19 protein-coding genes are annotated in these 13,037 nt (G+C 44.3%); all 19 read left to right on the forward strand.

Annotation, left to right across the window (positions count from 1 at the left end; translation table 11 throughout):
• The first annotated feature begins 2 nt into the window (after positions 1-2).
• The 19 genes from HWV02_RS07985 (at position 3) to HWV02_RS08075 (ending at position 12,988) form a co-directional block, all read left to right on the forward strand.
• On the forward strand, positions 3-647 hold the full coding sequence (locus HWV02_RS07985; RefSeq protein WP_211690112.1) for a phage virion morphogenesis protein: 645 nt from the start codon (positions 3-5) through the stop codon (positions 645-647).
• 12 nt (positions 648-659) lie between these two features.
• Complete coding sequence (locus HWV02_RS07990) at positions 660-1,760, forward strand: DUF2586 domain-containing protein (RefSeq protein ID WP_211690113.1); 1,101 nt, start codon at positions 660-662, stop codon at positions 1,758-1,760.
• A 10-nt stretch (positions 1,761-1,770) separates the two neighbouring features.
• Positions 1,771-2,223, forward strand: a complete 453-nt coding sequence (locus HWV02_RS07995; protein WP_211690114.1) for a phage protein — start codon at positions 1,771-1,773, stop codon at positions 2,221-2,223.
• Entirely contained in the window at positions 2,223-2,831 is a 609-nt protein-coding gene (locus HWV02_RS08000; protein ID WP_211690115.1) for a hypothetical protein, read from the forward strand. Before HWV02_RS07995 ends, HWV02_RS08000 begins: the two co-directional genes overlap by 1 nt.
• Before the next feature lie 8 nt (positions 2,832-2,839).
• Positions 2,840-3,106 carry a putative phage tail assembly chaperone gene (locus tag HWV02_RS08005; protein ID WP_211690116.1) on the forward strand — a complete coding sequence of 89 codons (267 nt, stop codon included), beginning with the start codon at positions 2,840-2,842 and terminating at the stop codon, positions 3,104-3,106.
• Positions 3,107-3,147: 41 nt separating this feature from the next.
• Positions 3,148-3,294 (forward strand): hypothetical protein, encoded by a 147-nt coding sequence (locus tag HWV02_RS08010; protein WP_019628769.1) that lies wholly within the window; start codon positions 3,148-3,150, stop codon positions 3,292-3,294.
• 20 nt (positions 3,295-3,314) lie between these two features.
• A complete protein-coding gene (locus HWV02_RS08015; RefSeq protein ID WP_211690117.1) occupies positions 3,315-5,702 on the forward strand; it encodes a phage tail tape measure protein in 2,388 nt (795 codons plus the stop codon).
• Positions 5,702-6,025 (forward strand): DUF2590 family protein, encoded by a 324-nt coding sequence (locus HWV02_RS08020; protein ID WP_211690118.1) that lies wholly within the window; start codon positions 5,702-5,704, stop codon positions 6,023-6,025. The genes HWV02_RS08015 and HWV02_RS08020 overlap by 1 nt, the downstream gene beginning before the upstream one ends.
• 1 nt (position 6,026) lies before the next feature.
• Positions 6,027-7,199: a baseplate J/gp47 family protein gene (locus tag HWV02_RS08025; RefSeq protein ID WP_211690119.1), complete on the forward strand. Its 1,173-nt coding sequence runs from the start codon at positions 6,027-6,029 to the stop codon at positions 7,197-7,199.
• On the forward strand, positions 7,192-7,911 hold the full coding sequence (locus HWV02_RS08030; protein WP_211690120.1) for a hypothetical protein: 720 nt from the start codon (positions 7,192-7,194) through the stop codon (positions 7,909-7,911). The genes HWV02_RS08025 and HWV02_RS08030 overlap by 8 nt, the downstream gene beginning before the upstream one ends.
• Positions 7,912-7,917: 6 nt before the next feature.
• Complete coding sequence (locus HWV02_RS08035) at positions 7,918-8,688, forward strand: phage tail protein (RefSeq protein WP_255550615.1); 771 nt, start codon at positions 7,918-7,920, stop codon at positions 8,686-8,688.
• A 12-nt stretch (positions 8,689-8,700) separates the two neighbouring features.
• On the forward strand, positions 8,701-9,480 hold the full coding sequence (locus tag HWV02_RS22795; protein WP_255550616.1) for a hypothetical protein: 780 nt from the start codon (positions 8,701-8,703) through the stop codon (positions 9,478-9,480).
• Between the two features lie 26 nt (positions 9,481-9,506).
• Positions 9,507-9,839 carry a tail fiber assembly protein gene (locus tag HWV02_RS08045; protein ID WP_211690121.1) on the forward strand — a complete coding sequence of 111 codons (333 nt, stop codon included), beginning with the start codon at positions 9,507-9,509 and terminating at the stop codon, positions 9,837-9,839.
• A complete protein-coding gene (locus tag HWV02_RS08050; RefSeq protein WP_211690122.1) occupies positions 9,839-10,480 on the forward strand; it encodes a hypothetical protein in 642 nt (213 codons plus the stop codon). The genes HWV02_RS08045 and HWV02_RS08050 overlap by 1 nt, the downstream gene beginning before the upstream one ends.
• Positions 10,477-10,959 carry a hypothetical protein gene (locus HWV02_RS08055; protein ID WP_211690123.1) on the forward strand — a complete coding sequence of 161 codons (483 nt, stop codon included), beginning with the start codon at positions 10,477-10,479 and terminating at the stop codon, positions 10,957-10,959. Before HWV02_RS08050 ends, HWV02_RS08055 begins: the two co-directional genes overlap by 4 nt.
• A 15-nt stretch (positions 10,960-10,974) precedes the next feature.
• Complete coding sequence (locus tag HWV02_RS08060; protein WP_211690124.1) at positions 10,975-11,700, forward strand: hypothetical protein; 726 nt, start codon at positions 10,975-10,977, stop codon at positions 11,698-11,700.
• Positions 11,673-12,527, forward strand: coding sequence for a hypothetical protein (locus tag HWV02_RS08065; protein ID WP_211690125.1), 855 nt, complete (start codon positions 11,673-11,675; stop codon positions 12,525-12,527). Before HWV02_RS08060 ends, HWV02_RS08065 begins: the two co-directional genes overlap by 28 nt.
• 1 nt (position 12,528) lies before the next feature.
• Positions 12,529-12,726, forward strand: coding sequence for a hypothetical protein (locus HWV02_RS08070; RefSeq protein ID WP_211690126.1), 198 nt, complete (start codon positions 12,529-12,531; stop codon positions 12,724-12,726).
• Positions 12,727-12,829: 103 nt separating this feature from the next.
• Positions 12,830-12,988, forward strand: coding sequence for a hypothetical protein (locus HWV02_RS08075; RefSeq protein WP_255550617.1), 159 nt, complete (start codon positions 12,830-12,832; stop codon positions 12,986-12,988).
• Positions 12,989-13,037: the final 49 nt, after the last annotated feature.

Below are 13,037 nucleotides of genomic sequence, written 5' to 3' on the forward strand. Positions count from 1 at the left end.
AAATGCTTAATCTTGGTATCTCCACTGATAACGCGTTAAAGCAATTAGACCTGTTAACGCTCGATGCCAATAAGCGTCGCCGTATTTTACGCGGCGCTGGTCGTAAAGTAAGACGAGACACCAAAGCCCGGTTAAAAGGGCAAAGGGGATTGTCTGGTACCAATTGGCAAGGCCGCAGCGATGGCCGTAAAAAACGCATGTTAAAGAAGCTTGGTAAAGGTGTTCAGGTTCATACCACACCCAATAATGCCAAGGTTACCTTTGGTAATAAACGGCTAGGACAAATAGCGCGAGTTCACCAAGAAGGTATCACATTAACGCAAACGGCTAAGCAGGCTGCGAAAGACAATGGTACCCCTGATTACCGTGGTAAGGCGTCACGCAGGCAAGCCAAATCACTGCGAGATAGCGGTTATAAGATCCGAAAGAAACGCGGTAAAGGTTGGAAGGTACCGCCGCTTAAGTGGATAACCGAAAACATAACATCAGGTCAAGCTGGGCTTATATTGCGAATTTTACGCGGTAATGAAAAAGCCAAATCCAGTTGGGAAATTAAATTACCAGCGCGTTCGTTCATAGGCCAAAGCAGTCATGAACAAACAGAATTAAAAAACTACATGTTGGACGAGGCATTTCGCCTCCGCTAAAAGGGTAAATATATGGCACAGGGCAAGGTTTTAGTTACCGCATTAAATACGGGTAGCGGAGCAACAAAAGAAGTGGAACGTTCAGCATTGTTTATCGGTGTTGGTGTGTTGAACATAAACAAAATAGTCCCCGTTAATGCGCAATCTGACTTTGATGCATTGATATCAACAGCTGACTCAGTCTTGAAAACACAATTAACAGCCTGGATGCGTAATGGCGATGCCTTGGTGTCTGGTTGGGCTATCCCTATCAACAAAGGTGATGACGAATTTGCGCTTATCGATAAAGCCATGGACCAAAACATCAGCCCAGAAATTATCGTGATCACCACACCGGTTACGGGCAAAGCACAAGTTGAAGCATACCAAGCCAAAGCGCTTGATATCTTAGCCAAGTATGCTCGCCGTGTTCGTTTTCTTGTATCAGCACCTGGTCTGAGTGACAGCCAAACATGGACAGAACATCTTGCCGCGATCACCCCATTAACAGATGGAGTTGTTGCTGCGCGAGTGGCTGTTATCCCTGCGCTTTATGGCGATGAACTTGGCGCAGTAACGGGGCGACTTTGTAAACGTTCAGTAACGATTGCCGATTCACCAATGCGTGTGCAAACAGGGTCAATGGCATTGCAACCAACACCACACGACAGTGCCGGTCAACCAATTACCAATGCAGTCACAGCCGCATTGGATGCGATCCGTTTTAGCTGTGTGCAGTTTTATCCTGACTTCGATGGCATCTACTTTGGTGACGTCAATATGCTCGATGCCGAAGGCGGTGACTATCAGAAAATTGAAGCCGGTCGTATCGTCGATAAAGCCGCGCGACAAATCCGCATCATCGCGATTTACCAAATCAAAAACCGCCGACTTAATAACAGCTCAACAGGCATTGGTTTTGGCAAACGTGTATTGGGCAAACCACTGCGAGACATGTCAAAAAGTATCAACATTGGCGCGGATAAATTCCCTGGTGAAATACGTGAACCGAAAGATGATTCAATCACTTTAACCTTCATGAATGCGCGACAACTGCGAGTCACAGTAAAAATACAGCCGATTGACTCACCAAGTGAAATCCTTGTCGGCATCATGTTAGACAAAGACGAATAAGGAACAGCACATGTCAGTAAAAGCATTAGGCGGTAAAGACTTTGATATTTTCATTGGTGACAAAATGGTGCATGTCATCGAAGCCAGCGTAAAAATCACCGATGGCCGAAAAGCCAAAAAAGTACGTGGCATTACTAAAGGCTATATCGATGGTCCGGTTGACGCCGAAGTCACTATTAAATTAGATCATGAGAACTTTCTTATCCTGCAGGATGTAGCCAAAACGGCTGGCAGCTGGAAAGGCATCGAACCATTTGATGTTTCGTTCTTAGCGGAAGTTGCCGCCGGCACCAAGAATATTGAAGCCTTTGGTGTACTGCCGCAGTTAGACGAGATCTTAAATATCAAAGCGGAAGGTGGCGAAGAAGATACCACCACGATTAAAGGTCCAGTGACGTCGACTGATTTTATCAAAATTAACGGCATTCCTTATCTGACTGCAGAAGAAGTGAGAGACCTGTAATGGCACTAATCAAAAACCTTACGGCAAGTACGTTGCTTAAGGCGATGCAAGCCAAGCACTACAAAGTATTTGAAGGTGAATTAAACCTTAATCTTATTGGGGTTCGTCACAAGGACACCAAGGCAAACAGCTTTAACGACCTGCTTTGTTTGTTGTATCAGCAAGATGAAAAGTGGCAGCTAAAAACCTTTAAATGCACCACGGATGCAGGCACTTATTACCGTGAGAATCCCTGCAATGTGGATGGCACTGCAGTATTGGCCGCCATGCAGCACCGCAGTTTATGGACCTTTGGTTATCACCAGGGAAAATACCCTGCGTTAGTGCAGCATAAACCCGTCACCGTTTACAGAGATAACAACAATGATAATCAACTGGATTGTGAGAATAACCTACAACGTGGTTATTTCGGTATTAATTGCCATCGAGCGAGTGCAAACCATGAGTCAAAGCAAGTCGACAAATGGTCCGCTGGTTGCCAGGTATTAGCCAACCCGAATGATTTTAATAAGCTGATGGCCCTTTGCCATCAAAGCCGTCAGCAATGGGGTAGTACCTTTACGTACACCCTGTTAGAACAAGCTGACTTAAACCCAAATAAAGAGTGAGAGTGACCATGGCGTTAGAGCAAAAAATCACCCTTGAAGTGAATGACATTGAACTGAGTTTCAATGTGAACGTGACGGCTTACAACAAATTTTTAAACCAAAGTAATCAGGTTAATAAAATTCAACCAGCGACCAACTTCTTAATGACGGTTGTGGACAGTGAATGCAAAGCAGCATTAAAAGAAATGTTGGCGATGCCTGGTGCAGCGCTGCATTTAGTCGGCAGTGTGGTTGAAGAGTATCAACCGGAATTCAACATTACCGTAAAAAAATAGAACAGCGAGCAAAAGAGATAAGCAGAAACCGTTTAGATCAGTTGCTCGCCTATCAGCAAAAATGGCTACCACACAGCGCAGCCACTGAAGACAGTTTAGCCCAGGCATTGTTTTTGGAAAACGATAATCAAGAAAAGCAGCAAATCGCCATCAACAATGGTATTTGCATGGCGTTAGACAGTGGTTAAGTCACTGGTGAGGGGAACGAATGAGCGCATTAAGCAAGTTGGAAAAACTCATGTATACCATTGGCGTTGTTGATAAAGCAACAGGGCCAGTGAATAAGATCATGGACAAGATAAACCAACTTAGCGCCCAAACGGCCAGTGCTCAAAACCAAATGATGAGTGGTTTTATGGGTACTGCAGGCGGTGCCATGGCATTGGTCAGTAGTTTGTCTCCGGCTATTGATCATGTGGCTGCGCTGGGTGAAGTGCAAACATTGGGTGTAGCCAGCGAAGACTTAACCAAACTAACCAGAACCGCGTTTGAATTTACCGCTCAGTTTGGCGGTAACTCTGCAGAGTTCGTGCGCAGTGCTTATGATATCCAGTCGGCCATATCTGGACTAACCGGTGATGAGCTTGCCTCCTTTACCAAGGCATCAAATGTATTAGCGGTAGCAACTAAAGCTGACGCCAGCACGATCACCAGTTATATGGGCACCATGTACGGGATATTCGAAAAAACGGCTAACAAGATGGGCAAGTCCGACTGGGTGAATCAGATTGCAGGGCAAACAGCGAAAGCGGTGCAAATGTACAAAACCACTGGCGCAGAAATGCAATCAGCCTTTAGTGCGTTAGGCGCAAAAGCCGCCAGTCGTGGTATCGATGCCGCAGAACAATTTGCGGTGCTGGGGGAACTGCAGCTGGTCCTTAAGTCGGGTTCGGTAGCGGGTACTCAATATGCCGCCTTTATTGATGGCATTGGTAAAGCGCAAAAAACATTAGGTATAGAGCTCACTAATAGCCAGGGCGATATGCTCGGTATTGATGTGGTCATGTCGCGTATTAATCAAAAGCTGACGGGTATTGGCAGTGTGGCCAGAGGCGATATTTTAAATAAAGCCTTTGGGTCTAAAAATGCAGCCTCTGTGGTTGATATTTTAAGTTCCAAAACAGCCAAGTTAAAACAGGGCATTAACGAACTGAGCAATGTTACTGATGCATCCAAGGCCAGTGAAATGGCGAATATCATTGCCAGTCCCTGGGACAGATTTAGTGGTTCATTAAATGGCGCAGCAACGGCGATGGGGCAAGCGGTGTTACCGATTATTGAACCGGTTGTCGATATGTTGGTTGCCATGTTAGGTGGCGTGATATGGCTAACACAAGAATTCCCAACATTAACGGGCGTACTCGGTGCAGCAGCTGTTGGCGTCATTGCATTAATGATTGCCTTCAGTGCCATGAATATGATCATCGGCATTTATCGTTTTGCATTGATAGGGCTGAGTGTTGTCAGCAATGCCGCCGCTGTCTCAACAAAGCTATGGCAGATTGGTTTGGTTGCACTGCGCGTGATGGGATTCTTAGGCAATATTGCCGCGATGGGGGCTTATCTTACTGCTATCGGTCTCTATCGTGGTGCGATGTTAGCGGCGCAGGGCGTGACTTGGTTATTTAATACAGCTTTACTTGCCAATCCGATTGGGCTGGTTATAGCAGGGGTTGTTGCGCTAGTGGCTGCTGTTGCGGGACTTATCTTTTATTGGGATGCCATTGTTGCCGCCTTTAAAGATTCAAGTTGGGGCCAAGTTCTGATTCAGATATTTGACAGCGTAATGTCTGTGTTCAGTGCTCTGATTGATAATGTGACATGGGTGCTCGAAGCACTGGGATTGATGGACGGTAAAGACATGACCATTAACTCAAAAGTTGAAGAGGTGACTAAAACAGCTGCGCCAATATCAGCTGAAAATACATTATCAACGAAACTCAACACAGAGACACTTGGCTCAAGCCATCTTGCAAACATGAATACACGAATTAACCAGGCTAACGGTTTTGCACCAGTTGCTGCAAACCAGGTATTGAGCACAGAGGCTTATGCAACGAACAACTTAGCTAATACAAATACGCAGCTCAATCAGGTTAGCGGTTTATCGCCGGTTACTGCAAACCAGGTATTGAACTCTGAAGCACTCTCAACAAACAGTTTAACGAACATGAATACGAGAGTTAGTCAGGTTAACGGTTTTGCGCCGGTTACTGCAAACCAGGTTGTAAATACTGAGGCGTTTGCAACCAACAATCTAGCGAATGCAAATACGCGATTCAATCAGGTGAATAGTTTCGAGTCGGTTGGTGGTTTATCACCGGTTGCAGCGTCGCTTGTTGAAAGCCAAACGTTTAATGAGACAAGTGCGCATAGCGCCCGTATTCAGCAGTATCAAGAAAATAACCAACAACTGGCAAAGGTAAGCCGTCCGCGTATACAGCGAACGCAGTATTTCCAGCAAAGTAAACAAAGCGCGAATAACCAGAGCAATAGCAGCGCCGATAACAGCAAACGCGTGTATATCGATAACGTGGTGATGAAAAGCGACAACCTTGCGCATGATTTTGAACAGTTAATGGAGTTAGCCGGCTAATGATAAATATGCATGTTGATTTAAATATTATCGATGGTGATTTTGTGTTTAATCCGTCCTTAAGTGTGGAAAAGCTGTCTGCAGCCAAGGTGATTGGCCAAGACGTCAAACACCGTATTCTTGAAAGTGGCTTACTGGTTAAGTTAGTGAAGCAGCGCAACATCAATGGTATCGCGCCAGTGTTAACCGATTTAGAGCTGGAAGTGGAACAAGACGACCGACTTAAGCCTGGCACAATCTTGATTAGCTATAACAGTGATAAAACCTTATCGATTGAAGCACAAACCAAGCAATACGGCGTAATGAAGTGGGCAGGGGCGTAGCATGAACAATGAAAATAGAACGCCGGATATCGTACCTGACTTTAAAAAAATGATGATGGATGCTGGTCTACCTGTGAATGACACGGTTGCCAAAAAGCAATGGGACCAGGTACTCAGCGATCAGCAAATCACGATTGAAAATGGCAGTCCGTTTAGTCCATTTTGGCGTACCGTTAAAGCATTAATCACGCAGCCTGTAGTGAGTTTACTTGATTGGATAGCACGTATATTGATGCCCGATCTATTTATCATGACGGCAAGTCGCAGCGCATTAATCGGGTTACATGGACCGAGTCGAAATGTCTTTATTGTGGATGCTATTAACGCCAAAGGCATGCTGACCTTAACACGCGTCAGCAGTGATGGCGTATTGAGTATTGCTGCAGGTGCCTTGGTGGAAAGTGACAGTATTGGCGGCACTATATATCAGTTACGTACGCTCAGCGCTGCAGTATTTAAAGAAGGTGAATCGGTCATTGAAGTGTTTGCGCAGGCTGTTACTGCAGGGCAGGCGTATAACTTACCTGTAGGTAGTTATTACCGCTTGGTTAACCCAATTGAGGGCGTCAGTGTTCGTAATGAAAAAGACTGGTTGCTTATCCCTGGTGCTAACGAAGAAAGCACCGAGGCATACCGAAACAGAATAAGAAACGTATTCGGCACAGCTGCTAAATGGCATATCAATACCGTGTATAAATCGATAATCAGTGATTTCGCTATACCGGTTGAAAATATAGAAATTGTAAACCAAGCGCCGCGTGGTCCAGGTACCGCCAATGCGTTTATTTACTTAAATGTTGGGCAAGTATCAACAGGCTTGTTAAGCGCCATTAATCAACATATTCGTGATGATGGTCATCATGGCCATGGTGATGACTTTCAAGTGTATGCAATGCCTACGCAAGACAAAGTGATAACAGCAACGTATTCACTGCATGGCAATAGCGCTGATATTAAAGCAGATATAAAGACCTTTATTCAGGCGGCGTTTCGGTTAAATGATGCGTATCAACCGCACCGAACGCGCCCGAATTCGTTGTTTAGCATGAGCCAGTTACAAGCGCAATTACATAATCAATTCCCTGCATTACGCAGTATCGATTTTGATTGTGGTGATATTAAAACGGGGTTGTGGTTACCGAGACTAACGCACTTGGTTGTGCAACATGGATAAGAATAAGCAGCAGCCCGAAATAGCTACCTGGTTAAACAAGGGGCATGCCGAGCAGTTAATGAAGGCCGCGCAGCAATATTGGAACAATACCAAAGACTGGGTGATGTGGGCTGTTGCGCAAAAAGATGAGCGGCAAAGTGAAGAACCCTTTTTAGGGTTATTAGCCTGGGAACGTTTAACTGAAAGATTGCCTTTTGAACCCGCGGACTTTTTTAGAAAACGGGTCCAGCATGCACTGGTTAATACCATTGATGCTGGTGAGATTGCAACGATTGAAGCCATCTTTAATCGCCTTGGTATCGATGTCATCAAAGTAAGCGAGCGTATTGATAACCGAGATTGGGACATTATTGCTATCGACTTTAGCAGTCATACTGTCTCGAAATACGGCGAACTGATGCCCGAGTTAATTCAGCTTTATGGACGCACCTGCAGACGCTATGAATTCACGGTGCACAGTGTGGTCGATGTTGGATTAGCACCAGGTTGGCTTGATGTGCAATGGGACAGTGTCCATGTGCCTTTAGGCTTAACACTGACGCAAGGTAGCGATATTGAATTTAACCCCATGAGTGGTTTTTTAGGTGGGCAATACCATGTGCAAAACGTGCCATTGTTGCCACTGACTATGTCGGTTGAACACCTACTGACACTGCAGCCACTGTATGGATTTTTGAGTAAAGAAAGCAGCATTAGTACTGCAACGGAGTAAGTTTCTATGTCAGAGCCGATTTCAACACAAAAAGTAACCGGCATTCTTACTAATGCTGGTAAACAGCACATCACCATCTGTGCACTTGAAAATAAGGGACTCAATGTCTCAACACTGGTGTTAGCGAATGTACCGAACTTAAGTGATAACGCAGAGCGTGATCCTAATATGGCAATCCCTGCACAAGCTCAGATTGTGTATCAAACGGATGAGTTAATTACCGGTTTTATTGATGAGCATACTGTTGCCTGGGCGACGGTATTAGACCAAGACATTGGTGACTTTGATTACAACTGGATTGGCTTAGTCACTAGTACCGGCATCTTGTTAGCACTGGATTATTTACCCCTACAGCGTAAACGTAAGGGCGTGAATAACGTACACAACCGCAGTTTTGTATTGAAGTTTGCTGCAGCCAAAGCGCTTGCCCGTATCGAGATAAAAGCCAGCAGTTGGATGTTTGATTACAGCCCAAGGCTAGACAGTATGCAATTGGCTATTGTCGCCAATGCTACGGCGCAAATCGATAACATGACACGCCATTTAGGCTTAAAAGATGTCGTCACCAGCTTACGAAACACTATCGAGCTGCAGCAAGTTCACATTGGAACCCTAGAGCAAGAAGGGCAAACACTGCAACACACACAATCAGAAATGATAAAGCAACGTCAGGAACATGATGGTGAGGTACAAACTTCGCTAGCCAAAATGGCAACCGCACAAGTCAGTACGATGTACCGACAGGCAAAACATATTACATCGACTCATGATGAATAAAGGGGACAGAGCATGACAATAGAACAGAACATTGCAGAACTCGTGCAAGCCAGCAATAACCTCACTGGGGTTGTTGATGGGAAAATACAAGAAATTGATAAGAAGGTTAAACAAACACAAGATAGCCTTAATGGCTGGAAAGAGTCGGTTCAAGCTAAAGATATTAATGGCCAAGCGCTGTATAAATCTGAAATTGATTTAACGGGGCTGAGTTCGGACCGTTATTACCCAGTTTGGTGGCAATTTCCTAATAATCGCGCTGGCGCCTCGTTTATTAATATTGTGCGTAATTACGGTGAAAATAGAAATGATGAACCGTTTGGCCCTGGCGTTACGCATTTAGCTGGTTTGGAATTATGTATAGAAGGCATTGATTATGGTTGGGGTGGTGATGCGAAAAGTTTTGTGATGAAACGTATTGGTCAAACGTATCGAAAAACGGTTCGTAATGCTGCACATGGCATCAGCTGTATTGCTCGCCCAGTGTCGGGGAAATATCCATTATATTCAGGGGTAGCAGACGGATCTATTGGTCCATGTCATACCTTTAGCGGCTGTTATCTACGCGGTGGTTTAACTTACCATGTAATTAGAAGTATGAGCAGTGCACCTAAGTATTCGAGAGAAGACAGCGAAGTGTCTATTTATTCAAGAGCAACGTCTACGTGGGAAATAAACTGGAAAGTTAAATCGTACCATAAAGATGATGAATTTCTGGGGCCGGAATATCCAGAATGTCGCTTGCCGTACTCGTACCACTACAACACATTATTCGCTCCTAAAAATGCGTAATTAAAAACTATGATGAAGGAATACATATGAACAGATTAATCGAAACGTTAATTGATAAGCAGGGACATGAGTTGGTTAATGTACCTGCGGAACTCAACGTATTAATTGAAATGGGTTTTAGTGAAGGTGAAGCAACAGTACTTATTAATAACGCAATAAGTGCAGAAGAATGGCTTAACGTTAGAATAAAACGAGATGGATTAATTCGTGATACGGACTATCTTATTCAACCTGATTATCCGCTATCAGATAGCCTTAAATCGGAATTAATAATTTATCGTCAAGCATTACGCGATATTCCGCAGTCAGTGGTTGAGCCCAAAGATGTAGTCTGGCCACATAAACCCGTTATTAACTAATGCATAGTATCAGCCTTGCCTTTCATCAAGCCGCGGCCCTTTGCTCAGCTGTAGAGGGCGCGGTCTTATTAGCAAGCGCCATCAAAGATGAAAGCCGCCAGTTTAGACCTGCGGATTTTAATGCCCTGGTCTTGTGGGTGAGTAGTGATAATCCACAAGATTTAGCCAAACAATTAGCAACTATTAATGAATATTGTCCATTAACCGGCTTTGTTGAATGCGGTCGTTATGCAGCGAGTCTAGCAACATTAGATTCAGATAAACTCACTCGGCCTCAAGGCAGTGAACAATCACTTGAGTGGACGGTATTGAATGATAAGCGGTATATACCAGCACTTAAGCGACAATATAAGGCTGATTCCTTAGCCCAGGTAAATACCCAAGGGCAAGCGCTTATTAGTGATGTCGATACCGCACTAGCAGAATGCAAGCAGTTAAAGGGTTTACGTGATGCGCGTTTAACAGCAACTGAATTTAGCCCAATTAACACCGGCTTAAATTGCACTAGCATCAGCGCCAATTCAGCGAAAGGTTTAGCTGATAAGTTACAAGGTCTTGGTGATGATAAAGCGTATTGGGCTTTTTGTGCGTTTGTGGGTAGCAGCAGTGAACTTGAACCGGTTAAGGAAGTGTTTTTATGATAGCCCTCGATGGTTGGCAAGTACCAGGTTATGAAACCAAAATAAAATGCAGTTTCAAATTAGCCGGCGAAGATTTAAGTGGTTACGGTTCCTTGACTCTATCATCTGATAACGGGGTTAAACCTGCAGTCTTGTCGGTCATCACCAAGATCCCTTTTAAAGATAAAGCTGAGTTAGCCAAGCTAATTTCTAAGGCTAAAGAGCTCGACGAACACGGCGCTAGAATAATTCGCACCGTGAATTGTGATGTAGCTGAATCATTTAAAGTCCGTAAAACCAAGTTTGATGGTGAAATGAGTGCGACCGAAGATGAAGAAGTGAAGTCATGGGTAGTTAGTTTTAATCTACTTGAAGTCATGAGTAAGTCAGAACGCGAGCAACTGCAGATCGATAGTGAAGCCAGTAACAATACAACGCCGCAAAGTACCGATGGCCATAATTCACTGCAGCAACAATTTGAAAATGTAGAGGGTCCCTAACTTAGGGGGAAAGCTATGGATAAAGAGATGGGTAAACACGATTCGGCTCGACTCACCACCGTATTAACCATTGGTGGCGAACCCGTGGTTAATATTATCAATAACAGTGTGCAGCTTGATCTGTTTAGTCCTGGTCGCGCTAGCTTTGTTGTTACTTGTGATCAAGAACCGAAAGGCATCGTGGAATTACACCTTGGCTATCGGGTCGATAAACTGCAGCCTTATTTCATGGGCGTTATTGAATCTAAATATCAATCATCCGGCCGTTGGTATCTGACTTGTCGTGAATTACTCGGTGCATTGTCACTGCCGGCTAACATGGCCATTCGTTTCGCGACGATGAAAGATGTATTGGACCAACTCTCGCTGACAGGTCTTCAATTTATCTATCCTGATGCAGGTTATCTCAATCAGCCGGTTCCGTGTTTTTATCATCAAGGCGATGGCATATCTGTATTACGTCAGTTAGGGAAAATATACCAGGTACCGGATTACATTTTTCAACAACGTCCCGATGGCAAAATTTACGTGGGTAGTTGGCATGATTCAGGTTGGGCCAAGTCGGTCATCACTGATTTTTCAGAACACCCAATCAAGCCAATCAGCTCGAGTAAAGGTGAGCTAATTGCGATCCCTAAGTTACGTCCAGGACTAAAACTTAATGGCCGTTACCTTACCGAAGTGACATTAACAGGAAATAAGCAGGTTATCAGATGGTCAAAAACGCTATACGCCGCTTAGTATTACGTTACTTTCCCGAATTAGGACAGCGTAAACACTTACCGCAATTGGCTCGAATAGAGAAAATTTATGATATGCCGGTTAATGGCGCCAGTGTAAGCAGTGCATTCCGCGCCTATAAAGCAGCGGATATTCAATTATTAGATGCGGTAACAGGTAAGCCCTTAGCGGTTCCTGTCTTTGAGCAAGTAAGTATTGCGTCAGGGCAGGGGCATGAACATGGTTTGTTCGTTGAACCAACACCAGGCATGCAGTGCTTAATTCAATATATTGATGGTCTTGATTCATTGCCGGTGATCACGTCGCTTTTACCCTGGCATACTTTGGTACCCGATCATCGTTCAACCGATGTGAGTCTACAGCTATCACACCGTAGTAAGTTAGCCGGCAGTAATGGCGATTGGCAGCTGAAGACAGATGGTGAAATAAAACAGGCCAGTCAGAAATCGACTGTTGAAGCTCAGACTAGCGAACAGAGTTACTTTGAGCGCAGTACCAAAGTCGCTACGCACGACATTAATAAAATAGACGGTAACCAGGTAAATGAAATTATGGGGGCATTAAAAATACTCGTCGGTGAAAAGGCGATTATTACCTCGTTGGATAACCTGCTTTTAGGCAGTAACAAAGAAGTTAAAATACAAAGCGCAGAAAACATGCATTTAGACAGTGCCAAATCTTTGATCATCAAAGCCAAGAATATAACCGAAGATGCAGACACGATTAAGCTTAATGGCGGCTGTGGTGTTATTACCTGTGCGAGTATTTGTCCATTCACTGGTAAGCCACATGTTGATGGCTCCACTACCGTTTTTGCAGGGAAATAATATGGCATTAAGTAAGTCAGCATTAAAAAGTAAGATTGAAGCGGAGATGATTAAGGGCGGTATTGTTATCGCGGGTGAGCATGCCCAGGCATCGGTATTAGCACAAGCCATCGCTAATGCGGTCGTTGATGAGATCACTGCTAATGCAGAGGCAAATGTAGTGGGTGGTAGCTCGGCTGGAAAGCATAAGATAGCGTAATGAAATGGCTAAACAGCAATGCTTTAGGATTGCATCGCCACTCAATCGCCAATAGTGTTGTTGGTTGGCTTTAAGTTATTGATTATTAGTGGTTATATTTTAAATGGAAGTTAAGCAGCTTTACATCAATGATATTGTGGTAAGTACAGACACGAAAGAACGATTAAATATTGCGGCAGATAAAATTAAACCCCTCGCGCGGTTAGGCGGAGGGGAGTATGCATCAATCACCGCACCTTTTAGTATTCAAAGACCGGAGTAATGAGTCATCGGCTACAGAACTCTCAGTAGTGAGCAACTCGCCGAGTGAA

The organism is Moritella sp. 28 (assembly GCF_018219435.1).
Classification (GTDB): domain Bacteria; phylum Pseudomonadota; class Gammaproteobacteria; order Enterobacterales; family Moritellaceae; genus Moritella.